This is a genomic window from Citrobacter sp. CK198, from assembly GCF_030333295.1.
Taxonomy (GTDB): Bacteria; Pseudomonadota; Gammaproteobacteria; order Enterobacterales; family Enterobacteriaceae; genus Citrobacter_B; species Citrobacter_B koseri.
In genome coordinates, this window is the sequence record NZ_JAOWGE010000034.1 from 184,826 (window position 1) to 207,209 (window position 22,384).

A 22,384-nucleotide genomic window follows, 5' to 3' on the forward strand; every position below is an offset into this window, starting at 1 on the left:
TGGTGGGTGATGACGGGATCGAACCGCCGACCCCCTCCTTGTAAGGGAGGTGCTCTCCCAGCTGAGCTAATCACCCCCGCTGTGTGGAGTCGCATTATAGGGAGAGTTGAAAATGAGTCAACGCATTTTCTAAAGAAATTGTCCGTTCGTCGTAAATTTAAACAAAACGATCGCGAATTACTCCGTTCAGCATGATTTGTATACGAAAATCGCAAAGCGTGATGTTCCAACCCGAACAACATTGAGGAATCAGACCACAGTGATAGAATACCAGCCTGATAATCTTTCCCGGATTTGCCGGTTGTCGGCATCTTTAATAAACGTAAGGCCATTTCATGAAAATCAAAACTCGCTTCGCGCCAAGCCCGACAGGCTATCTGCACGTCGGCGGCGCGCGTACTGCTCTTTACTCCTGGCTTTTTGCACGTAACCACGGCGGTGAGTTTGTGCTGCGTATTGAAGACACCGATCTCGAACGCTCCACGCCGGAAGCTATTGAAGCCATTATGGATGGTATGAACTGGCTGAGCCTGGAATGGGATGAAGGCCCGTATTTCCAGACCAAACGTTTTGATCGTTACAACGCGGTGATTGATGAGATGCTGGAAGCGGGTACGGCATATAAATGCTACTGCTCCAAAGAGCGTCTGGAAGCACTGCGCGAAGAACAAATGGCGAAAGGCGAGAAGCCGCGTTACGACGGCCGCTGCCGTCATGGTCACGAACATCATTCTGACGATGAGCCTTGCGTTGTGCGTTTTGCCAACCCGCAGGACGGCTCCGTTATTTTTGACGACCAGATCCGTGGGCCGATCGAATTCAGCAACCAGGAGCTGGACGATCTGATCATTCGTCGTACCGACGGTTCCCCGACCTATAACTTCTGCGTGGTTGTGGATGACTGGGATATGGAAATCACCCATGTGATTCGTGGCGAAGACCATATCAACAACACGCCGCGCCAGATTAACATCCTGAAAGCGCTGAACGCGCCGGTTCCGGTGTACGCGCACGTTTCCATGATCAACGGCGACGACGGTAAAAAACTGTCCAAGCGTCATGGCGCGGTCAGCGTGATGCAGTATCGTGACGACGGCTACCTGCCGGAAGCGCTGCTGAACTACCTGGTGCGTCTGGGCTGGTCCAGCGGCGATCAGGAGATCTTCACCCGTGAAGAGATGATCAAGCTGTTCTCGTTGAATGCCGTGAGCAAATCCGCCAGTGCGTTCAACACTGACAAACTGCTGTGGCTGAACCATCACTACATCAATTCTCTGGCGCCGGAATATGTGGCAACGCACCTGCAATGGCACATTGAGCAGGAGAATATCGATACCCGTAACGGCCCGCAGCTGGCTGAACTGGTGAAACTGCTGGGCGAACGCTGCAAAACACTGAAAGAGATGGCGCAAAGCTGCCGCTATTTCTATGAGGACTTTGCTGAGTTCGACGCGGATGCGGCGAAAAAACACCTGCGCCCGGTCGCGCGTCAGCCGCTGGAAGTGGTGCGTGATAAGCTGGCGGCCATCACAGAGTGGAGCGCAGAAAACGTACACCATGCAATTCAGGCGACAGCCGATGAACTGGAAGTGGGGATGGGTAAAGTCGGTATGCCGCTGCGCGTTGCCGTCACTGGCGCAGGCCAGTCTCCGGCGCTGGACGTCACGGTGCATGCGATTGGTAAATCCCGCAGCATTGAGCGCATCAATAAAGCGCTGGCTTTTATCGCGGAACGTGAAAATCAGCAGTAAGGTGTATTAACCGTAGGCCGGATGGGGGTTGCGCCGCCATCCGGCCTGTTGCCCGATGGCGCTGCGCTTATTGGGTCTACGATTCATCAAGGCCCAAACGGGCGAGAAAACCGCGTATGCCTTCTCGCGACAGAAACTGCGCCAGCTTTTCCTGCTCTTTGGACGACATGTTCTCTACGGCATCAATAATCTGGCGATAGGCGTGGCTGCGCACAACGTGGCTGTATTCGGCAAGCGGCTCCTCCGCCTGATAAAACGCAGAATGGTTGCGGAAGGCAGGGATGTTAAGAATAAATTCCTGTACGCGAGCATCAATGTGAATGAGCCTTGCCCGACCGCCTTTTACGCCCGGAAACTTTTCAGTTTCCCATCCTTGTTCTCTGATCCACCGATTAACGGTTTGTCTGGCAACGCCAAGGCACTCCGCCAGCTCTTCGGTCGTCATTTTGCTGCGTAATTTTTTCATATTATTTGCTATCGCGAATCCCTAAGCGTTGTAACAAACCGGTAATCCCTTCACGCAAAAGCAAAGACGTAAAGTGCTTCTGTTCAGATGGCGTCATCTCTTTGGCCAGCGTGACCAGCAGCGATTCAAGAGAGGTATCGCTGGTTAACGAAAAGGATTCCGATGCTCCCTCCGCAGAACGCTCGGCGCTGCGGATATATTCGCGAACCTGCTCATTAACGTGTACCAGCCGGGCTTTTCCTCCCTGTACGCCTGGTTTGGGCGACGTCGTCCAGCCTTCCTTGCGTACCCATTTATTGATGGTTTGTCGGCTGTAACCGGTCAGATTAGCGAGTTCTTCTGGCGTCATCCGTTCCTTGAACATAACGATTCCCTGAATAGTCGTATGGTTAATTAGCGGTTCACTTTATAGCATCATTTTAGTTGAAACCGTGACGCGTTTAACTACTAAATGCGAGTTGTTACGCAATGTTCTTCATTTGCCTGCTTTTTCAGCGATTGAATTTGCCGGTGGCATTTTGCCGTTGACACATGCGAAGGGAATTCATATGATGCCGCCCGTCAACTCGACAAGCTTTACGTGACGGGGCTATAGCTCAGCTGGGAGAGCGCTTGCATGGCATGCAAGAGGTCAGCGGTTCGATCCCGCTTAGCTCCACCAAATTTGAATCCCAACAAATCTGGTACGTAAAAGCATCGTGGGGCTATAGCTCAGCTGGGAGAGCGCTTGCATGGCATGCAAGAGGTCAGCGGTTCGATCCCGCTTAGCTCCACCAAAATTTGAACCCTCGCTGAAAAGCGGGGGTTTTTTGTATCTGCGTTCCCGCCATTTTTGTAATACAGTTTCAGTAAGCGTCAATACCTTTGTATCAAATGAAAGAACGTGTAAGAGCGCCTGATATCAGGCCTGTGCAGGTTTGCTTCGCGTCACGAATAAACTTATTATTTGTGTGCCTTATAGCGTGACTGATGAGAACAGGGAATCTATGCAGGATAAGCATAACTTACTAAAAAATATAAGAATATTTATCGTTTCTTTGACGCTATCCATTGTCGGCATACAGTTCTCCCGCTCTATTTCTCCGCTCGCCGTTGTCGATGACAGCTCTATTTTCCTGGCCTGGCTGCCGCTATGCGTCATGTTTTCCGTGCTGTTCTTATTTGGCCGACGCGGTATTGTCCCTATCATTTTAGCGATGATGGCGACCAATCACTGGAACCTTCATCTCCCGTTAATGCAGGCAGCGGTGCTGTTATTTTGTCAGACCTTTTCCGTATTGGGCATTTGCGGGATTGTCCGCTGGCAAGTGGGGGCGCGCTGGCGTCATGGATTGCCTGACAGGAATATCTGGTTGCGTATCTTCTGGCTCGGGTTTGTCGCGCCGGCGGGCATCAAAGCCAGCATGTATCTCGCAGGGCATTGTCTGGACTACCCTGTTGCGATATCAACATTCTTTGGTACAGCAACCATTATTTATACCATCGTGGATATTCTGAGCCTGATTTCAGCGGTCCTGATTTTCACTATGCTCTTTTATTATCCTCTGCGGATGATAATCAACCCGCGCTATTGCCGCATTTTCTGGCGCAGGGACATTGCGCCGTATCTGGTCAAAGAGAAGCGTCTGTTTACCCTGACCTGGATCTCCGTCGTTGTGGCGCTGATCGTTCTGATGTGCGCGCCTTTTGATGCCGACTATATTGCCGGTTATCTGGTGCCCGTCTTTTTTATTGTGTTTACGCTCGGCGTGGGCAAGCTGAGTTATCCGCTGCTGAACCTCAGCTGGGCCATCTCTGCGCTGTGCCTGCTGGTGTATAACCGGAATTTCTTGCAGGGCGTCGGCTCCGAATATTCACTGGCCTTTATCCTCTCTGTTCTCATCTCCTTTAGCATTTGTTTGCTGTATATGGTGTGTATTTATCAACGCAGCGAATGGTTGAACCGACAGTGGCATGATCAGGCATTAACCGACCCGTTGACGCGTCTTCCTAACATTCGCGCGCTGGAGCAATTTTTGTTGCAGGGAACAGGACAAACGGTTTGCTGCCTGCGGATGGAAAACCTGGAATTTTTGAGTCGACATTACGGCATGCTGATGCGCGTTCATTGCAAACGCTCGGTGTGTCGAATGCTGCAACCGTTCCTGCAAGAAAACGAGAGCGCATTTCAGGTGCCAGGCAGCGAATTGTTGTTAGTGCTTCGCGGCCCTGAGACGGAAGCCCGCCTGCAACATATGGTTAATCTCCTCAATAGCCGCAAAATTTACTGGAACAATACCGGGCTGGACATGGAATACGGCGCCGCGTGGGGCGCTTACGACGGCAGACAGGAGACGCTACAACCCCTGCTGGGGCAACTTAGCTGGCTGTCGGAGCAATCCTGCGCGAACCACCGGGTTATGGCGCTGACCCAAAGTCTTGAGGTGGTCTCCGATCAGACGACGGAACGGGTATTACTGCTGCAAAAGGTTCGCAAAGCGCTGGAGAACGGCGATCTGGTTTTGTACGCGCAACCGATTCTCAACGCGCAGGGGAAGGGGTATGCGGAGGTTCTGGCGCGACTGAAAAGTGATGACGGCATCATGACGCCGGATCAGTTTATTCCACTGATTGCCCAATTTAACCTCAGCGCCCGCTTTGATTTACAGGTTGTGGAGGCCCTGCTGCGATGGATAGCTACCCACCCGACGACAGCGCCGGGCGCCCGTTTCTCGGTCAATTTAATGCCGTTGACGTTACTGAATAAAGAGAGCGCATCACGCATTATCGGCCTGTTCAGGCGTTATGGTATTACGCCAGAAAGCGTGATCATCGAAATCACCGAAGAGCAGGCGTTTTCCAATTCTGAAATCAGCACGCAGAATATTGCGCAACTGCGGAATTTCGGTTTCAGGATAGCCATTGATGATTTTGGTACGGGATACGCGAACTATGAACGTCTTAAACGCCTGCGGGCAGACATCATCAAGATTGATGGTTGCTTCATAAAAGATATTATGACGGACTCTCTGGATGCGATGATCGTGAAATCAATTACCGATCTCGCGAAAGCGAAATCCTTATGCGTGGTTGCCGAATTTGTCGAGACGCCGGAGCAGCGGGAATTACTCTTAAGCCTGGGCGTGAACTATCTGCAAGGTTATCTGATTGGGCGACCGTGCCCGCTGGAAGCGCCACAGCTATAAAAAAACCGGGGAACATGTCCCCGGTTGCGCGTCGTAAGGCCAGATGAAGGCGTTTGCGCCGCCGCCTGGCGATACCGTAATTACAGCACCAGCGCTGCGATAGACGCAGACAGTACGCTCACCAGCGTTGAGCCGTACACCAGTTTCAGACCAAAACGTGAAACCACGTTGCCTTGCTCTTCGTTCAGACCTTTAATCGCGCCTGCGATAATCCCGATGGAAGAGAAGTTAGCGAAGGAGACCAGGAATACAGAGATGATGCCTTCCGCGCGCGGAGAGAGCGTAGAGGCGATTTTCTGTAGATCCATCATGGCGACGAATTCGTTAGATACCAGTTTGGTCGCCATGATACTGCCTACCTGAAGCGCTTCATTCGCCGGAACCCCCATGACCCAGGCCACCGGGTAGAAGATGTAACCCAGAATGCCCTGGAAGGAGATGCCCAGAACGGCCGCGAACAGGGCGTTCAGCGCCGCGATCAGGGCGATAAAGCCAATCAGCATCGCCGCAACGATAATCGCGACCTTAAAGCCCGCCAGAATGTATTCGCCCAGCATTTCGAAGAAGCTCTGACCTTCGTGCAGGTTAGACATCTGAATATTTTCTTCGCTGGCTTCGACGCGATACGGGTTGATCACTGACAGAACGATAAAGGTGCTGAACATGTTCAGAACCAGCGCCGCAACGACATATTTCGGCTCCAGCATGGTCATGTACGCGCCCACGATAGACATGGATACGGTAGACATTGCCGTTGCCGCCATCGTGTACATACGATTGCGGGACATTTTACCGAGGATGTCTTTATACGCGATAAAGTTCTCAGACTGGCCCAGAATCAGGGAGCTGACGGCGTTAAATGATTCCAGTTTACCCATCCCGTTGACTTTGGATAAGAGGAAACCAATCGCGCGAATCACAACCGGCAGAACGCGGATGTGCTGAAGAATACCGATCAGCGCGGAAATAAAGACGATGGGGCAAAGGACTTTCAGGAAGAAGAAGGCCAGGCCCTGATCGTTCATGCTGCCGAAAACGAAGTTGGTCCCTTCGTTGGCAAAACCGAGCAGTTTTTCAAACATCTCGGAGAAACCTTTCACGAAGCCCAGGCCAACGTTTGAGTTCAGGAAGAACCAGGCCAGTAAAACTTCGATAACAAGCAGCTGAATGACGTAACGAATGCGAATTTTTTTACGGTCATGGCTTACCAGCAGTGCGAGTACCGCAACAACAGCGAGGGCCAGGACAAAATGAAGGACGCGGTCCATATTTGCTCCAAATATGAGGCAGGTTTAATTTCCGTGCACATTCTATGCAACAACAATAAAGAAAACGAGATCAAACACACACTATAATAAGGAGCTGTGATGAGATTCAAAATTAGTGATCTGGAATACGTTTCTGTTATGTTTAGTATGGAAGTGAAAAGTTATGTCATTGTGCTAATCTCATACAATTAACAAACAACCTGGTTTTGTTTTTCGACCCTCCCTTGTTGGCCCATAGCCTGGCGCTATCAGAGATATCAACGTTACCCATTAAAATGCACTTGATAATCATTCTCAATAAACATAGCATAAAACATAGCAAAGGCTATGTTTCTGAGGCAAAAGATGACAAACGATCGCGTTGAAAGCAGTAATGGACGAGCGGCGCGCAAGTTAAGGCTCGCATTGATGGGCCCGGCGTTCATCGCCGCGATCGGATACATCGATCCCGGTAACTTTGCGACTAATATCCAGGCCGGGGCCAGCTTTGGCTATAAATTGCTGTGGGTGGTTGTCTGGGCGAACCTGATGGCGATGCTCATTCAGGTTCTGTCGGCCAAACTGGGGATTGCGACAAGCAAAAACCTGGCGGAGCAAATTCGCGATCATTACCCGCGCCCTGTCGTCTGGTTCTATTGGGTTCAGGCGGAAATCATCGCGATGGCCACCGACTTAGCGGAATTTATCGGGGCGGCGATCGGCTTTAAACTCATTCTCGGCATCTCCCTGTTGCAGGGGGCGGTGCTGACAGGTATCGCCACATTCCTGATTCTGATGTTGCAGCGTCGTGGGCAAAAACCGCTGGAAAAAGTGATTGGCGGATTACTGCTGTTTGTGGCCGCAGCCTATATTGTGGAACTGATTTTTTCGCAGCCAAGCCTGGCGCAGCTGAGCAAAGGGATGATCATCCCCAGCCTGCCGAACTCTGAGGCGGTATTTCTGGCCGCCGGGGTGCTGGGCGCGACCATCATGCCCCACGTTATCTATCTGCACTCTTCTTTAACGCAGCATCTGCACGGCGGCTCCCGGCAGCAGCGCTATGCCGCCACCAAATGGGATGTGGCGATAGCGATGACGATTGCAGGGTTCGTGAACCTGGCGATGATGGCGACCGCTGCCGCCGCGTTCCATTTTAGCGGGCATACCGGTATTGCCGATCTTGATCAGGCGTATCTGACGCTGGAACCGCTGCTTAGCCATGCTGCGGCGACGGTGTTCGGCCTGAGCCTGGTTGCGGCGGGGCTCTCTTCCACCGTGGTCGGTACGCTGGCGGGGCAGGTTGTGATGCAGGGATTTGTTCGCTTTCATATTCCGCTGTGGGTACGCCGCACCATCACGATGATGCCGTCGTTTATCGTTATTCTTATGGGGCTCGATCCAACCCGAATCCTGGTGATGAGCCAGGTCCTGCTGAGTTTCGGCATTGCGCTGGCGCTGGTGCCGTTATTGATTTTTACCAGCGATCGCACATTGATGGGCGATCTGGTGAATACCCAATGGGTCAAGTACATCGGCTGGATGATTGTGGTGCTGGTGGTGGCGCTGAATATCTGGTTGCTGGTAGGAACCGCGCTGGGGTTGTGATTTGAAGGCCGTGTAGCCAGGGAAGTTAAGATAAATGGTTGAATCGGTATTGCTGATAAAAACACAATTCGAAAATAGCCCCGTTTGAACGGGGCTATTTTTAATGACGGTGTCCGTGACCCCGGCCAGGGTGGTGGTCGCGATCGCGCCAGCCTTCGCGGTAGCCGCGTTCATAGGCTTTGCGCTTATCCCAGCCGCGATGATAGCCATTATCGTGTCGCCACCAGCGATTTTTACGCCATTCATAATGGTGGTGCCAGTAATCCCGGTCGCGCCAGTATCTGCCGTCCCAGTAGTTACCGTAATTATCGCGATCGCCAATTTGTAATTTTATCGATGGCAACAGGGTGATTTCGCCAGCGTTCGCGGCAAGCGGTGTAAAAGCCAATAAGGCTGCCGCCAGAATCAGTGACCTGAACATTCTTTTTCTCCTTCACGATCGAGCCGTAATCGGCCTGTTAACGCAATATTACGGGGCGGTAAAGCCCCGTTTCATCGCCTTAACTCTTAAATCATGAGTGAGAGCACTTTTTGCTAAAAAGTGATTATTGGCTGCCGTTCAGGATTGCGTTGATTTCTGCGCATTCGGCGGGAGAAAAATGACGATTCGCCAGCATTCCCACGGCATCTTCAATTTGCGCGGTCTTGCTGGCGCCAATCAGCACTGACGTTACCTTGTCGTCGCGCAGCACCCAGGCCAGCGCCATCTGGGACAGTTTTTGCCCCCGACGTCCGGCCAGCGCATTTAACTGGCGCACTTTTTCCAGTTTCTCCGGGGTAATCTGATCCGGGTTAAGGAAGCGGCTTCCGCTGGCGGCCCGGGAATCAGCCGGAATGCCGTTGAGATAACGATCGGTTAATTGCCCGCCCGCCAGCGGTGAAAAGGCGATACTGCCAACGCCTTTCTCCTGCAATAATGCCAGCAAGCCGTCTTCGACCCAGCGCTCAAACATCGAGTATTTGGGCTGGTGAATCAGGCACGGCGTGCCCAGGTCGTCCAGGATCTCAATGGCCTGTCTGGCCAGATCCGCTGGATAGTTAGAAATCCCGACGTACAGCGCTTTTCCCTGACGAACAATATGATCCAGCGCTTTCATCGTCTCTTTGAGCGGCGTTTCCGGGTCAGGGCGGTGGTGATAGAAGATATCGACATACTCCAGCCCCAGACGTTTCAGGCTTTGATCGAGGCTGGCTATTAAATACTTGCGCGAACCCCAGTCACCGTAAGGGCCATCCCACATGGTATAACCCGCTTTAGTGGAAATGATCAGTTCATCGCGCCACGGTAAAAAATCTTCCTGTAGGATACGGCCAAAATGGCACTCTGCTGAGCCTGGCGGCGGGCCGTAATTATTCGCGAGATCAAAATGGGTAATTCCCAGATCAAAAGCACGCTGTAGTAGCGCCCGGCTGTTCTCTACCTGAGTGGTATCACCGAAATTGTGCCATAGCCCAAGTGAAATGGCGGGGAGCTTTAAACCGCTCTGACCGCAGCGGCGATACTCCATTGTCTGGTAGCGATTTTCATCGGCCCGATAAACCATGTTGTTGCCCTCTGAATGACGTGAGTTTTCAGTGTATACGTTTACACGGATTGTTATTCAATGAGATTACACCGTGAAAAACTGTAAATCCTGCTTTCCACCCCTTTTGCAGCGGCTTTTCTGGACAGCTATCACAGTTCTTTAATACTCAACATGAGGTTACCGTCAGAAGGATAGCTGTCATGCAAACCCCATATTCCGTTGCGGATTACCTGCTGGACAGACTGGCAGGCTGCGGTATCGGGCATCTTTTTGGTGTGCCGGGCGATTATAATTTGCAGTTTCTTGACCATGTGATTGCGCATCGTGACGTATGCTGGGTAGGGTGCGCGAATGAGCTGAATGCCGCCTATGCGGCTGATGGCTACGCCCGATTAGCCGGGGCAGGGGCGTTGTTGACCACTTTCGGCGTAGGGGAGTTAAGCGCGCTTAATGGCCTGGCGGGAAGCTACGCAGAGTACGTTCCCGTGCTGCATATTGTCGGCGCGCCATGCAGCGGCGCACAGCGACGGGGCGAACTGATGCATCACACCCTCGGCGATGGCGACTTTCAGCATTTTTACCGTATAAGCCAGGCTGTAACGGCCGCCAGCGCCGTGTTGAATGAACAGAACGCCTGTTATGAAATCGACCGCGTATTACGCGAAATGCTGACGATGCGCAGACCCGGCTATCTGATGTTACCGGCGGATGTGGCAAAACGACCTGCTGTCCCTCCTGTAAACGTTCTCACACCTGACCGTGCCGAAGGGGAAAATGACACGGTGGCGGCGTTTCGCTATCGCGCGCGCCAGCGGCTGATGAACAGCCCGCGCGTGGCGCTGCTGGCAGACTTTCTCGCCTTGCGTTTTGGCTTGCAGCCAGTTTTACAACGCTGGATGGCGGAAACGCCAATAGCGCACGCGACGCTGCTCATGGGCAAAGGGCTGTTTGATGAGCAGCACCCGAATTTTGTCGGTACATACAGCGCCGGAGCCAGCAGTGAATCGGTGCGTCAGGCGATTGAAGAGGCGGATACCGTTATCTGCGTTGGCACCCGGTTTGTCGATACGCTGACGGCGGGCTTCACACAGCAACTGCCGCAGGAACGCACGATTGAAATCCAGCCGCATGCTTCGCGCGTCGGGAATAGCTGGTTCAGCGGTCTGTCGATGGAGCAGGCGGTCACTACGTTGCGCGAGTTATGTCTGGAACTTTCATTTTCGCCTCCTCCGACCCCGGCGCATGCGCCCGGCGGCCATATTGAGAAGGGGACGCTGACGCAAGAAAACTTCTGGCATACGGTACAGGCGTACCTGCTGCCGGGCGATATTATCCTTGCCGATCAGGGAACCGCCGCGTTTGGTGCGGCGGATCTTTCACTGCCTGCTGGCGCGGATGTGCTGGTGCAACCGCTTTGGGGATCGATCGGCTATGCTTTGCCCGCCGCCTTTGGCGCGCAAACCGCCTGCCCGGAACGGCGAGTGATTCTGATTACCGGAGACGGCGCGGCGCAGCTGACGATTCAGGAACTGGGGTCGATGATGCGGGATGGACAGTCGCCGGTCATTCTGCTGCTCAATAACGATGGCTATACCGTGGAGCGCGCCATTCATGGGGTGAACCAGCGTTATAACGATATCGCCGGATGGAACTGGACGCAGGTTCCGCAGGCGCTCAGTGCGAACTGTCAGGCGGAGTGCTGGCGGGTAACGCAGGCTATCCAGCTGGAGGAAGTGCTGGCGCGCCTGAAATCCCCGCAGCGGCTTTCGCTGATTGAGGTCGTGCTGCCGAAAGCCGATTTGCCGGAATTGCTGCGTACCGTCACCCGCGCGCTGGAATCGCGCAACGGGGAGTAAACGCGGTGGCCGGTTATCTGTCGTGGCGGTTGACGGCCATCATTGGCTTGCCTGCCAGCAGGAGCCAGGCGGGAAGCATAACGATGCACAACAGCGGAAGCAGGGTGGTGTCCGGTACGACGACTGCGGCCATAAACAGGCTCAGCCAGCCGTCACGGGTTACGACCAGCATCAGCCCCAGAATCGCGCATGAGACGGTAATTGCCGCCGGAACCGCTTCAACATGCGCGTGCAGCATCAGACCCAGCGCCACGCCCACAAAGACCGCCGGGAAGATACGCCCGCCCCGGAAACCGCAGGCGGCGGCGATAACCAGCGCGCCCAGTTTAACGATCGCCAGCATAAAGTAGTCCGTGGCGCCCAGCGTCTGGCTGAACGCCAGCTGCTGCATCTCGTCCAGTCCTTTAAAGAGGGTCAGCGGCCCGCCCAATACGCCCAGAATCCCCAGCATAAAACCACCGATACCGAGAATAAGTACCGGATTTTTCAGACGATGCACCAACGTATGCAGACGTGGTAAACACCATACCGCCACCATACCCGCCGCAATCGCAATGGCTGCCACCACTGCGCCGCTGAAAATATCGCTCAGCCGCATTTGCGTGTAGTGCGCAATCGGCAAGGAGAAGTGCGGATGGAAGAACAGGCTGGTGGTTAACGATCCCGCGGCTGCCGCCATCAGCGGAGCGAACAGACGATCCCACAAGGGCGTATCGTCAGAGCTGTTCAGGGTTTGTGAGAAAATCAGCGCGGCGGCGACAGGGGTGCCGAACAGCGCGCCGATAGTGCCTGCGGAAGCCAGGATCGTCCAGTCCAGCGCCCCTATGCGTGGGAAAAGGCGCGCGCCGATAGCGACGGCCAGCGCGATATTCACCGCCATAATGGGATGCTCCGGCCCCAGGCTTACTCCGCCAGCCAGGCCGAGAATAAGCGCGATCAGCAGGCCCGGAAGCGCGACAGGGTTCATCGGCGCGCCGATCAGCGGTTCGGTCGCCGGGTCCGGGCCCGCATGCCCAGGGCTGTAGCGGATGACAAGCCCGACCATGATCCCGGTAAACGTGAGCATGCCGATAATCCAGACGGGGGAATTATGGGCAATGCCTAAGCCGATGGGGATTTGCTCCCACAGCAGGCGCTGTAAAACGGAGGCGACTTTCATCACGGCGATCAATACCAGACTGGAGGCAATGCCAATAATGAGTGCGGGAAGCGATAATAACAGCATCGTTCTGGCTCGCGGATGGAGCATGATCTATTCCTTAATACTGAGTCATATGCTTAGTTTGCACAGCCTGCCCGACGGCATCGCTGCAAATGGTGCTGAAACGATAAAGTAATTATGTGATGCAGATCGATATTTTTGGGGAGCTCGTCTCTCGACCGTTGTTGTTATGCCCCCATGAATTTACAGTGTGGCAAAGATTTATTCTGACTTTAGCGGAGCAGTAGAAGAATGACAAAATATGCTTTAGTAGGTGATGTAGGCGGCACCAACGCGCGTCTTGCTCTGTGCGATATGACCAGCGGGGAGATTTCGCAGGCGAAAACCTATTCCGGGCTGGACTATCCGAGCCTCGAAGCCGTGGTGCGCGTGTATCTGGACGAGCATAGCGCCAGGGTGGAAGACGGCTGTATCGCTATCGCCTGCCCGATCACCGGTGACTGGGTGGCGATGACCAACCACACCTGGGCATTTTCTATTGCGGAGATGAAAAAGAATCTTGGCTTTAGCCATCTGGAAATCATCAACGATTTTACCGCCGTGTCGATGGCGATCCCGATGCTGCGCAAAGAGCATCTGATCCAGTTCGGCGGCGCGGAACCGGTTGCCGGCAAACCGATTGCCGTTTACGGCGCCGGAACCGGATTAGGGGTGGCGCACCTGGTTCATGTCGATAAACGCTGGATCAGTCTGCCGGGCGAAGGCGGTCACGTTGACTTCGCGCCGAACAGCGAAGAGGAAGGCATTATTCTCGAAGAACTGCGTGCGGAAATTGGTCATGTCTCCGCCGAGCGCGTGTTGTCGGGGCCAGGGCTGGTGAATCTGTATCGCGCTATCGTCAAATCTGATGGCCGTCTGCCGGAAAATCTGCAACCGAAAGATATTACCGAACGCGCGCTGGCGGATACCTGCATTGACTCTCGTCGTGCGCTGTCGCTGTTTTGCGTCATTATGGGCCGTTTTGGCGGTAATCTGGCATTGACGCTGGGCACGTTTGGCGGCGTCTACATTGCGGGCGGCATCGTGCCGCGCTTCCTGGAGTTCTTTAAAGCCTCTGGCTTTCGTGGCGGGTTTGAAGACAAAGGCCGTTTCAAAGCCTACGTTCAGGATATTCCGGTTTATCTGATTGTGCATGATAATCCCGGTCTGCTCGGCTCCGGCGCGCATCTGCGCCAGACGTTAGGGCAAATTCTGTAATTGAAGATCGGCAGGCCTGATACGCGTTAGCGCCATCAGGCAGGGCATGACAGTCGTTGCCTGCATTATCCGGCCTTAAACCGCGTCATTGACGCGGTTTTTTTGTGCCCGTCGCCGACCTTTCCGACGCCCGTCACATTTCTGTTTAACGGGATTATTTGTCCAGTAAAAGCATTATTTGTCTGATAACAATGCGCAGGCTCTCACCGCCATAATTTCTCTCGTTAACTATCTGGAGGAGTCTGTTATGGCGAAAAAACTCATTGCTGTTTGCGCATGCCCGATGGGGCTGGCCCACACATTTATGGCGGCTCAGGCGCTGGAAGAGGCGGCGGTTGAAGCGGGATACGAGGTGAAAATTGAAACCCAGGGGGCGGACGGCATCCAGAATCGCCTGACGGCGCAGGATATCGCTGAGGCGACGCTAATCATCCATTCCGTTGCCGTTACCCCCGAAGACAATGAACGGTTTGAGTCGCGCGATGTGTATGAAATTACGCTCCAGGACGCAATAAAAAACGCCGCCGGTATCATTAAAGAAATCGAAGAGATGATTGCGGCAGAGCAACAATAATTTTCGACAGGGATACACATATGGCCATTAAAAAACGCAGTGCAACCGTTGTGCCTGGCGCATCCGGTGCGGCAGCGGCAATAAAAACCCCTCCGGCCTCCCGTAACAGCTTCTGGGGCGAACTTCCGCAGCACGTCATGTCGGGTATTTCGCGCATGGTGCCAACGTTAATCATGGGTGGGGTGATTCTCGCTTTCAGCCAGCTGATTGCCTATAGCTGGCTGAAAATTCCCGCAGATACCGGCATTATGGATGCGCTGAATAGCGGAAAATTCGACGGTTTTAACCTCTCATTACTGAAATTCGCCTGGCTATCGCAATCCTTTGGCGGCGTGTTGTTTGGCTTTGCGATTCCGATGTTCGCGGCGTTTGTCGCTAACTCTATCGGCGGTAAGCTGGCCTTTCCCGCAGGATTCATCGGCGGCTTAATGTCCACCCAGCCAACCCAGATACTGAATTTTGACCCGGCCATCCTGCAATGGGTAACGACCGCGCCCGTACCGTCAACGTTCATCGGGGCGCTGATTATCTCGATTGTCGCGGGCTATCTGGTGAAGTGGATGAATCAAAAAATCCAGTTGCCTGATTTCTTACTGGCCTTCAAAACCACCTTTTTGCTGCCCATTTTGTCCGCCATTTTTGTGATGCTGGCGATGTACTACGTGATCACGCCGTTTGGCGGATGGATCAACGGCGGTATCCGCACGCTACTGACGGCGGCGGGTGAAAAAGGAACGCTGATGTATGCGATGGGGATCTCGGCGGCAACGGCAATCGACCTCGGCGGCCCGATTAACAAGGCCGCAGGATTTGTCGCTTTTAGTTTCACTACCGATCACGTTTTACCCGTCACCGCGCGTTCTATCGCGATTGTGATCCCGCCGATTGGTCTGGGGCTGGCAACGATTCTCGATCGTCGTTTAACCGGTAAACGCCTGTTTAACGCGCAACTGTATCCGCAAGGCAAAACCGCGATGTTCCTGGCGTTTATGGGGATCAGCGAGGGAGCGATTCCTTTCGCGCTGGAAAGCCCGATCACGGCAATCCCTTCGTATATGGTGGGCGCGATTGTCGGCTCGACAACCGCCGTCTGGCTGGGCGCCGTGCAGTGGTTCCCTGAGTCTGCGATTTGGGCATGGCCGCTGGTGAGCAATCTTGGCGTCTATATGGCGGGGATCGTGTTAGGGGCGGTGATCACGGCGCTGATGGTCGTTTTCCTGCGTCACATGATGTATCGCAGGGGCAAACTGCTGATTGAAAGCCTCTGAAAAAAGGAATGACATCATGACGTTACGTGCATCGCTTCGCCAGTGGCTGGTGGAACAACGCCTGGATGCGGTATTGATTTCATCCCGGCAGAACAAGCAACCGCATTTGGGGATTTCCAGCAGCGCCGGGTTTGTTTTTATCACGCATAAAAGCGCGCATCTGCTGGTGGATGGCCGCTATTACGCTGACGTTGAAGCGCGAGCGCATGGCGATCAACTGCATCTGTTGGCCGGGTCGCAGACGCTGACTTCCATTGTGAACCAGATAATCGACGACGAGCAATTGCAGGTCATTGGTTTTGAAGGCGCGCAGGTGAGTTGGGATTGCGCGCAACGCTGGCAGGAAAGGCTGCGGGCGAAGCTGGTGAGCGCGTCGCCGGACGCGCTGCGACAGATCAAAACGGCACAGGAAATAGCGTTGATACGCGAGGCCTGCCGGATTGCCGATTGCAGCGCAGAGCATATCCGCCGTTTTATTCGCCCCGGCCTTCGCGAACGAGAAATTGCCGCGGAGCTGGAGTGGTTTATGCGCCAGCAGGGGGCGGAAAAAGCCTCTTTTGACACCATCGTCGCCAGCGGCTGGCGTGGGGCGTTACCCCACGGTAAAGCCAGCGAAAAAATCGTCGCGGCGGGTGAATTTATTACCCTGGATTTTGGGGCGCAATATCAGGGGTATTGTTCGGATATGACGCGAACATTCCTCGTGAGCGGGCAGGATGCGCCCGTCGCATCTCATCCGCTGTTCGCCGTTTACCAGACGGTTCTTGATGCGCAGCAGGCGGCGATTGCCGCCATTCGTCCGGGCGTGTGCTGCCAGGCGGTGGATGCTGCGGCTCGTCGGGTGATTGAGGCGGCGGGCTATGGCGATTATTTTGGCCACAACACCGGGCACGCTATCGGCATTGAGGTGCATGAAGCGCCGCGCTTTTCACCAACGGATACCACCCGACTTGCCGCAGGCATGTTGCTGACCGTAGAGCCGGGCATTTACCTGCCGGGGCAGGGCGGCGTGCGTATTGAAGATGTCGTACTGGTCACGGAAGACGGCGCGGAAGTGCTCTACACGATGCCGAAAACAGTATTGCTCACGGGAGAAGCATAATGGATTTATCGCTGTTAAAAGCCCTGAGCGAGGCGGATGCCATTGCCTCCTCAGAGCAGGAAGTGCGCCAGATCTTACTGGAGGAAGCGGATCGTCTGCACAAAGAGGTGCGTTTTGACGGGCTGGGATCGGTGCTGATCCGTCTTAATGAGTCCGATGGGCCGAAAGTGATGATCTGCGCGCACATGGATGAGGTGGGGTTTATTGTGCGCAGTATCTCGTCGGAAGGGGCGATCGATGTGTTGCCGGTCGGCAACGTGCGTATGGCGGCCCGCCAGCTCCAGCCCGTGCGTATTACCACGCGGGAAGACAGTAAAATTCCCGGTTTGCTGGATGGCGAGCGTAATGGAAATGAGGTTGGCGCCTTGCGGGTCGATATTGGCGCACGCTCATATGATGAGGTGATCCAGGCGGGCGTTCGACCTGGCGATCGCGTCACTTTTGACTCTGCGTTTCAGGTGCTGCCACACCAGCGGGTAATGGGGAAAGCATTTGATGACCGACTGGGGTGCTACTTGTTGATCATGCTGCTGCGTGAATGGCATGACGCAGCGCTGCCCGCCGAGGTCTGGCTGGTAGCCAGTTCCAGCGAAGAGGTTGGGTTACGCGGCGGGCAAACGGCCGCTCGCGCGGTTGCTCCCGATATCGCTATCGTGCTGGACACCGCCTGCTGGGCGAAAAACTTTGATTATGGCGCGGCGAATCATCGGCAGATCGGTAAAGGGCCGATGCTGGTGCTTGCCGATAAGTCGCTCATCGCGCCGCCCAAACTGACCGCCTGGGTTGAAAGCGTCGCCAGCGACTCCGGTCTGCCGCTGCAACTGGATATGTTCAGTAATGGAGGGACGGATGGCGGAGCGGTGCATTTGAGCGAGACGGGAACCCCGACGGTGGTTATTGGGCCCGCCACGCGTCACGGGCATTGCGCCGCGTCCATTGCGGATTGCCGCGACATTATCCATACGCAGCAACTTTTATCGGCACTTATTACCCGTCTTACGCGTGAGACCGTCGTTCATCTTACGGATTTCAGATGAGCGTCTTGCGTTAATCAGGAGTTGTTATGTTAACGATTCAATTTCTCTGCCCGTTGCCAAATGGCCTGCATGCGCGTCCGGCGTGGGAACTGAAAGAGCAGTGCAGCCAGTGGCAAAGCGAGGTGACGTTTATTAACCATCGCCAGAATGCGCGCGCGGACGCGAAAAGCTCGCTGGCGCTGATCGGCACCGGAACGCTGTTTAACGACAGTTGCAGTCTGAACATTAGCGGCAGTGATGAAGAGCAGGCCAGGCGTTCTCTGGAAATCTATCTCCAGCACCGGTTTATCGACAGTGACAGCGTTCAGCCGACCTCTGCGGAACTGGCGGCGCATCCGCTGCCGCGCTCGCTGGTTCGACTGAATCCCGATTTACTGTATGGCGCGGTATTGGCTAACGGCGTCGGCGCTGGCGCGCTCACGTTGTGGCAAAACGATAATCTGGAGGCGTATCGCGCAATTCCGGCCAGCGCGGAAGACAGCACCCGGCTCGAACATAGTCTGGCGACGCTGGCGGAGCAGCTTAATCAACAGCTTCGCGAACGTGACGGTGAAAGTAAAACGATCCTTAGCGCCCATCTGTCGCTGATCCAGGATGACGAGTTTGCGGGAAACATTCGTCGCCTGATGGACGAGCAGCACAAGGGGCTGGGCGCGGCGATTATCGCCAATATGGAACAGGTGTGCGACAAGCTGTCGTCCTCCGCAAGCGACTACTTACGCGAGCGGGTAAGCGATATCCGTGATATTAGCGAACAGTTGCTGCATATCACCTGGCCGGAACGCCGCCCGCGTAATACGTTGATTCTTGAACAACCGACCATTCTGGTGGCGGAAGATCTGACGCCAAGCCAGTTCCTGAGCCTCGATTTGCAGCACCTGTCCGGCATGATTCTGGAGAAAACCGGCAGAACGTCGCACACGCTGATTCTGGCGCGCGCATCCGCGATTCCGGTGCTCAGCGGGTTGCCCCTGGACGCGCTCGGTCGCTACGCCGGGCAACCTGCGGTGCTGGATGCCCAATGCGGCGTGCTGGCGATTAACCCGAACGTCGCCGTCTGCGGCTATTACGCCATTGCGCAGCAACTGGCGGATAAGCGTCAACAGCAACAGGCGAGAGAAGCGTCTTTGCCTGCTTTCTCCCGGGATAATCAGCGTCTTGATATCGCCGCCAATATTGGTACGGCGCTGGAAGCGCCGGGCGCGTTTGCCAATGGCGCGGAAGGCATCGGTCTGTTTCGCACCGAAATGTTGTTCATGGATCGCGACAGCGCCCCTGACGAACAGGAACAGTTTGAGGCCTACCAGCAGGTACTGCTGGCGGCGGGAGAGAAGCCGGTTATTTTTCGCACGATGGACATTGGCGGCGATAAAAATATTCGCTATCTCAATATCCCGCAGGAAGAGAACCCTTTCCTCGGCTATCGCGCCGTGCGTATTTATCCTGAGTTTGCCGGGCTGTTTCGCACGCAGCTTCGCGCTATTTTGCGTGCGGCAACCTTTGGTCAGGCGCAACTGATGATCCCGATGGTACACAGTCTCGATCAGATCCTGTGGGTTAAAAGCGAGCTGCAAAAAGCGATCGTGGAACTCAAAAGAGACGGGCTGCGCCATGCTGCAACGATCCCGCTGGGGATTATGGTGGAAGTTCCGTCGGTCTGTTACATCATCGATCACTTCTGCGATGAGGTGGATTTCTTTAGCATCGGCTCGAACGATATGACCCAGTATCTGTATGCCGTCGATCGTAATAATCCGCGCGTCTCGCCGCTGTATAACCCGATTACGCCGTCATTTCTGCGCATGTTGCAGCAGATCGTCCGCACGGCGCATCAGCACGGAAAATGGGTGGGGATTTGCGGCGAGCTGGGCGGTGAAAGCCGGTATTTACCGCTGCTGCTGGGGCTGGAACTGGATGAATTAAGCATGAGCAGCCCGCGAATCCCTGGCGTGAAAAGCCAGCTGCGACAGATGGACAGCCAGGCGTGCCGGGCGCTTGCGGCGCAGGCCTGTGAGTGTCGTAGCGCAGAGGAGATTGAAACGCTGTTGAATCAGTTTGCGCCGCAAAAAGACGTGCGTCCGCTGCTGGCGCTGGAAAATATCTTTGTGGGCGAGTCATTGAGCAACAAAGAGCAGGTGATCCAGTTTCTTTGCGGCAATCTCGGCGTAAACGGGCGTACTGAGCATCCGTTTGAGCTGGAAGAGGATGTCTGGCAACGTGAGGAGATTGTCACGACTGCTGTCGGTTTTGGCGTGGCGATCCCGCATACCAAATCACAGTGGATACGTCATTCCAGCATCAGCATTGCGCGGCTGGCGCGCCCTGTTGACTGGCAGTCGGAGATGGGCGAGGTTGAGCTGGTGATTATGTTGACGCTGGGCGCTGATGAAGGGATTAACCATGTAAAAGTCTTTTCGCAGCTGGCGCGTAAGCTGGTGAATAAAAATTTCCGCCAGTCGCTGTTCGCCGCTCAGGATGCCGAAAGTCTTCTGGCGCTGCTGGAGGCGGAACTGACGTTTTGAATCTGCGTGTCTGAGTGAATGCCCGGTGGCGCTTCGCTTACCGGGCCTACGTGTACGCCCAATTATTCGTTTTACGTGTACGCCGCATCCGGCGGTTATGCCCGGTTATCCGTTTTACATGTAGGCCGGATAAGGCATTTACGCCGCCATCCGGCGGTTATGCCCGGTTATTCGTTTTACATGTAGGCCGGATAAGGCGTTTACGCCGTCATCCGGCGGTTAACCCTGAAAACGCGCGCTGTACTCTCCCGGCGTCAGGCCAAACTGCCGGCGAAACAGGCGGCAAAAATAGTCGCTGTCGTGATATCCGCAACGTTCCGCCACCTCGCTAATCGACAGATGGTACTTCTGCAAAATGATGCGCGCCTTCGCCATTCGCACCCAGCGAACATACTCGACAAAACTCATGGTGCCGTGCTGGGTGAACAGTTTTGATAAGTGATTCGGCGTGATATTGAAAAACTGCGCCACGCTTTCTCGCGTCAGTGGCCGGGCGTAGTTGTCCTGCACCCAGTTGCACATACTGTGATAGAGAAATTCCGAGCGCGGGCGGCGTGAGTCCGGGCGAGTATTGACCACGCTACGGCACAGATGCAGCAGGCTGAGAACCAGAGGCTGAATAATATCCTGCGCCTGAGGCGAGCGGCTCAGGTGGGTCAGAGCCGTGAGCATGGCTTCCCCTTCACCACGCTGCTGGTGCGCTAACTCAATGCGTCGCACCGGGCGTAACAGGGAAGCGGTACGGTTATCGTAAAACGATAATCCTAACCAGGCCGGGGCAAACACCAGACTTAACAGCATCACCGGTTCATCGCTACCGGGCAGGTTTGCCGCCCTGGCGGGAATGAACAGCATCTCACCCTCCGTCAGGGCGTGCTGTTTTTTTTCGAGCAGGTTACCGTATTCTCCGCGCAATACGATGTCGAGACGCGGTAAATCAATACACAGGCTGCCTGTGGGGAGAGCGGTATGTTGCGTGGCAAACCAGACGCGTCCCAGCCGCTGCGGGTTTAACACCAGGCCGCTGAACAGATCGGCAAAAAACTGTTGGTCTGCGGGCAAGCCTGGCTCTTTCATCACCTAATCCTGCGTCATAAATGCATTAACTGCCTGAACTCTTTCACTTTACTCCGACTGACCGGGATTTCAAATTCCAGATCTTTGAGCCGCAGGATGTACGTGTTGTTAAACCAGGGTTCGATTTCGCGGATCTTGTTCAAATTCACACAAAACGAGCGGTGGCAGCGAAAGAAATGCGACGCTGGCAGTTTGCTGCAAAACTCGGTGATATTCATCGGCATGACATACGACTCCCGTCGCGTGTAGACAAACGTCATCTTTTCATGCGCTTCCGCGTAATAGATATCGTTGATCGGCGTGACGATAATGCGTTCGTCTTTGATCAGATTGATGGTGTCGTTTTCACGGGCGACAGGGCTGCCGGGAACGGCGACGACCTGCTGCTGTTGCCAGGCGGCCTCCAGTTTTTGCAGCATCCCCACGATGCGTGATTCCTGGTACGGCTTCAGTATGTAGTCAAATGCTTCCAGTTCAAACGCCTCTACCGCGTGCTCTTTCCATGCGGTAATAAACACAATAAACGGCTTATGGGCGAACTGGCTGATGTTTTGCGCCAGCAGTACGCCATCCAGCGAGGGAATATTGATGTCCAGAAAAATGGCGTCAACGCGGTTATGCTGTAGAAATTTGAGCACGTCCAGACCGTCGTCAAACGTACCGACAATCTCCATCTGGCTATGCTCTTTTATCAGCCAGCTTAATTCTTGCTGGGCCAGGAATTCATCTTCAACGATGATGACTTTCAC

Annotated in this window: 19 protein-coding genes and 3 tRNA genes; 13 read left to right on the plus strand and 9 right to left on the minus strand. The window is 54.5% G+C overall.

Annotation, left to right across the window (positions count from 1 at the left end; translation table 11 throughout):
- Positions 1 to 76, minus strand: a tRNA-Val gene (locus OGY62_RS15995).
- Between the two features lie 259 nt (positions 77 to 335).
- Here OGY62_RS15995 and gltX point away from each other — a divergent pair.
- Positions 336 to 1,751, plus strand: a complete 1,416-nt coding sequence (gene gltX, locus OGY62_RS16000; protein WP_047462188.1) for a glutamate--tRNA ligase — start codon at positions 336 to 338, stop codon at positions 1,749 to 1,751.
- A 76-nt stretch (positions 1,752 to 1,827) separates the two neighbouring features.
- Here the strand turns inward: gltX and OGY62_RS16005 are convergent, their stop codons facing one another.
- Both OGY62_RS16005 and OGY62_RS16010 read right to left on the minus strand, forming a co-directional pair.
- Positions 1,828 to 2,217 (minus strand): MerR family transcriptional regulator, encoded by a 390-nt coding sequence (locus tag OGY62_RS16005; protein WP_012131383.1) that lies wholly within the window; start codon positions 2,215 to 2,217, stop codon positions 1,828 to 1,830.
- A 1-nt stretch (position 2,218) separates the two neighbouring features.
- Positions 2,219 to 2,581, minus strand: a complete 363-nt coding sequence (locus OGY62_RS16010; RefSeq protein ID WP_012131384.1) for a YfeC-like transcriptional regulator — start codon at positions 2,579 to 2,581, stop codon at positions 2,219 to 2,221.
- Positions 2,582 to 2,802: 221 nt separating this feature from the next.
- Between OGY62_RS16010 and OGY62_RS16015 the strand changes: the two genes are divergently transcribed.
- The 3 genes from OGY62_RS16015 (at position 2,803) to OGY62_RS16025 (ending at position 5,402) form a co-directional block, all read left to right on the plus strand.
- Positions 2,803 to 2,878, plus strand: a tRNA-Ala gene (locus OGY62_RS16015).
- A 39-nt stretch (positions 2,879 to 2,917) separates the two neighbouring features.
- Positions 2,918 to 2,993 (plus strand) — tRNA-Ala (locus OGY62_RS16020).
- Positions 2,994 to 3,203: 210 nt separating this feature from the next.
- Positions 3,204 to 5,402, plus strand: coding sequence for a bifunctional diguanylate cyclase/phosphodiesterase (locus OGY62_RS16025; RefSeq protein ID WP_286460279.1), 2,199 nt, complete (start codon positions 3,204 to 3,206; stop codon positions 5,400 to 5,402).
- Between the two features lie 80 nt (positions 5,403 to 5,482).
- Here OGY62_RS16025 and nupC read toward each other — a convergent pair whose 3' ends face one another.
- A complete protein-coding gene (nupC, locus tag OGY62_RS16030; protein ID WP_012131386.1) occupies positions 5,483 to 6,670 on the minus strand; it encodes a nucleoside permease NupC in 1,188 nt (395 codons plus the stop codon).
- Between the two features lie 275 nt (positions 6,671 to 6,945).
- Here nupC and OGY62_RS23425 point away from each other — a divergent pair, with 275 nt between their 5' ends.
- Entirely contained in the window at positions 6,946 to 7,035 is a 90-nt protein-coding gene (locus OGY62_RS23425; RefSeq protein ID WP_418222348.1) for a hypothetical protein, read from the plus strand.
- Positions 7,016 to 8,254 carry an Nramp family divalent metal transporter gene (locus tag OGY62_RS16035; RefSeq protein WP_214318697.1) on the plus strand — a complete coding sequence of 413 codons (1,239 nt, stop codon included), beginning with the start codon at positions 7,016 to 7,018 and terminating at the stop codon, positions 8,252 to 8,254. Before OGY62_RS23425 ends, OGY62_RS16035 begins: the two co-directional genes overlap by 20 nt.
- 100 nt (positions 8,255 to 8,354) lie before the next feature.
- Here OGY62_RS16035 and ypeC read toward each other — a convergent pair whose 3' ends face one another.
- A complete protein-coding gene (gene ypeC / locus OGY62_RS16040; protein ID WP_024130138.1) occupies positions 8,355 to 8,675 on the minus strand; it encodes a DUF2502 domain-containing protein YpeC in 321 nt (106 codons plus the stop codon).
- Positions 8,676 to 8,799: 124 nt separating this feature from the next.
- Positions 8,800 to 9,798, minus strand: a complete 999-nt coding sequence (gene mgrA / locus OGY62_RS16045) for an L-glyceraldehyde 3-phosphate reductase (RefSeq protein WP_286460280.1) — start codon at positions 9,796 to 9,798, stop codon at positions 8,800 to 8,802.
- A 182-nt stretch (positions 9,799 to 9,980) separates the two neighbouring features.
- Between mgrA and OGY62_RS16050 the strand changes: the two genes are divergently transcribed.
- On the plus strand, positions 9,981 to 11,636 hold the full coding sequence (locus tag OGY62_RS16050) for an alpha-keto acid decarboxylase family protein (RefSeq protein ID WP_286460281.1): 1,656 nt from the start codon (positions 9,981 to 9,983) through the stop codon (positions 11,634 to 11,636).
- A gap of 13 nt (positions 11,637 to 11,649) precedes the next feature.
- Here the strand turns inward: OGY62_RS16050 and OGY62_RS16055 are convergent, their stop codons facing one another.
- Positions 11,650 to 12,885 (minus strand): ion channel protein, encoded by a 1,236-nt coding sequence (locus tag OGY62_RS16055; RefSeq protein WP_286460282.1) that lies wholly within the window; start codon positions 12,883 to 12,885, stop codon positions 11,650 to 11,652.
- Positions 12,886 to 13,089: 204 nt separating this feature from the next.
- Here OGY62_RS16055 and glk point away from each other — a divergent pair, with 204 nt between their 5' ends.
- The 6 genes from glk to ptsP all read left to right on the plus strand — a co-directional run bounded on the left by glk (position 13,090) and on the right by ptsP (position 20,558).
- Positions 13,090 to 14,055 (plus strand): glucokinase, encoded by a 966-nt coding sequence (gene glk, locus OGY62_RS16060; protein ID WP_049011635.1) that lies wholly within the window; start codon positions 13,090 to 13,092, stop codon positions 14,053 to 14,055.
- A 247-nt stretch (positions 14,056 to 14,302) separates the two neighbouring features.
- Entirely contained in the window at positions 14,303 to 14,629 is a 327-nt protein-coding gene (locus tag OGY62_RS16065; protein ID WP_047462211.1) for a PTS fructose transporter subunit IIB, read from the plus strand.
- Between the two features lie 20 nt (positions 14,630 to 14,649).
- Positions 14,650 to 15,897, plus strand: a complete 1,248-nt coding sequence (locus OGY62_RS16070; protein WP_286460283.1) for a PTS fructose transporter subunit IIC — start codon at positions 14,650 to 14,652, stop codon at positions 15,895 to 15,897.
- A gap of 16 nt (positions 15,898 to 15,913) precedes the next feature.
- Positions 15,914 to 16,999, plus strand: a complete 1,086-nt coding sequence (gene ypdF / locus OGY62_RS16075) for an aminopeptidase (RefSeq protein WP_275147190.1) — start codon at positions 15,914 to 15,916, stop codon at positions 16,997 to 16,999.
- Positions 16,999 to 18,036: an aminopeptidase gene (gene ypdE / locus OGY62_RS16080; RefSeq protein ID WP_286460284.1), complete on the plus strand. Its 1,038-nt coding sequence runs from the start codon at positions 16,999 to 17,001 to the stop codon at positions 18,034 to 18,036. Before ypdF ends, ypdE begins: the two co-directional genes overlap by 1 nt.
- 26 nt (positions 18,037 to 18,062) lie before the next feature.
- Positions 18,063 to 20,558, plus strand: a complete 2,496-nt coding sequence (gene ptsP, locus OGY62_RS16085; RefSeq protein ID WP_286460285.1) for a phosphoenolpyruvate--protein phosphotransferase — start codon at positions 18,063 to 18,065, stop codon at positions 20,556 to 20,558.
- 219 nt (positions 20,559 to 20,777) lie between these two features.
- On the opposite strand, the gene OGY62_RS16090 is transcribed toward ptsP, so the two are convergent.
- On the minus strand, positions 20,778 to 21,635 hold the full coding sequence (locus tag OGY62_RS16090; RefSeq protein ID WP_286450580.1) for an AraC family transcriptional regulator: 858 nt from the start codon (positions 21,633 to 21,635) through the stop codon (positions 20,778 to 20,780).
- Positions 21,636 to 21,649: 14 nt separating this feature from the next.
- Positions 21,650 to 22,384: a two-component system response regulator YpdB gene (gene ypdB / locus OGY62_RS16095; RefSeq protein ID WP_012131403.1), complete on the minus strand. Its 735-nt coding sequence runs from the start codon at positions 22,382 to 22,384 to the stop codon at positions 21,650 to 21,652.

What these genes read in the sequence shown, in the direction of transcription:
- gltX (WP_047462188.1), top strand. Translation starts at nt 336, where the DNA reads ATGAAAATCAAAACTCGCTTCGCGCCAAGCCCGACAGGCTATCTGCAC.
- OGY62_RS16005 (WP_012131383.1), bottom strand. Translation starts at nt 2,217, where the DNA reads ATGAAAAAATTACGCAGCAAAATGACGACCGAAGAGCTGGCGGAGTGC.
- OGY62_RS16010 (WP_012131384.1), bottom strand. Translation starts at nt 2,581, where the DNA reads ATGTTCAAGGAACGGATGACGCCAGAAGAACTCGCTAATCTGACCGGT.
- OGY62_RS16025 (WP_286460279.1), top strand. Translation starts at nt 3,204, where the DNA reads ATGCAGGATAAGCATAACTTACTAAAAAATATAAGAATATTTATCGTT.
- nupC (WP_012131386.1), bottom strand. Translation starts at nt 6,670, where the DNA reads ATGGACCGCGTCCTTCATTTTGTCCTGGCCCTCGCTGTTGTTGCGGTA.
- OGY62_RS23425 (WP_418222348.1), top strand. Translation starts at nt 6,946, where the DNA reads ATGCACTTGATAATCATTCTCAATAAACATAGCATAAAACATAGCAAA.
- OGY62_RS16035 (WP_214318697.1), top strand. Translation starts at nt 7,016, where the DNA reads ATGACAAACGATCGCGTTGAAAGCAGTAATGGACGAGCGGCGCGCAAG.
- ypeC (WP_024130138.1), bottom strand. Translation starts at nt 8,675, where the DNA reads ATGTTCAGGTCACTGATTCTGGCGGCAGCCTTATTGGCTTTTACACCG.
- mgrA (WP_286460280.1), bottom strand. Translation starts at nt 9,798, where the DNA reads ATGGTTTATCGGGCCGATGAAAATCGCTACCAGACAATGGAGTATCGC.
- OGY62_RS16050 (WP_286460281.1), top strand. Translation starts at nt 9,981, where the DNA reads ATGCAAACCCCATATTCCGTTGCGGATTACCTGCTGGACAGACTGGCA.
- OGY62_RS16055 (WP_286460282.1), bottom strand. Translation starts at nt 12,885, where the DNA reads ATGCTCCATCCGCGAGCCAGAACGATGCTGTTATTATCGCTTCCCGCA.
- glk (WP_049011635.1), top strand. Translation starts at nt 13,090, where the DNA reads ATGACAAAATATGCTTTAGTAGGTGATGTAGGCGGCACCAACGCGCGT.
- OGY62_RS16065 (WP_047462211.1), top strand. Translation starts at nt 14,303, where the DNA reads ATGGCGAAAAAACTCATTGCTGTTTGCGCATGCCCGATGGGGCTGGCC.
- OGY62_RS16070 (WP_286460283.1), top strand. Translation starts at nt 14,650, where the DNA reads ATGGCCATTAAAAAACGCAGTGCAACCGTTGTGCCTGGCGCATCCGGT.
- ypdF (WP_275147190.1), top strand. Translation starts at nt 15,914, where the DNA reads ATGACGTTACGTGCATCGCTTCGCCAGTGGCTGGTGGAACAACGCCTG.
- ypdE (WP_286460284.1), top strand. Translation starts at nt 16,999, where the DNA reads ATGGATTTATCGCTGTTAAAAGCCCTGAGCGAGGCGGATGCCATTGCC.
- ptsP (WP_286460285.1), top strand. Translation starts at nt 18,063, where the DNA reads ATGTTAACGATTCAATTTCTCTGCCCGTTGCCAAATGGCCTGCATGCG.
- OGY62_RS16090 (WP_286450580.1), bottom strand. Translation starts at nt 21,635, where the DNA reads ATGAAAGAGCCAGGCTTGCCCGCAGACCAACAGTTTTTTGCCGATCTG.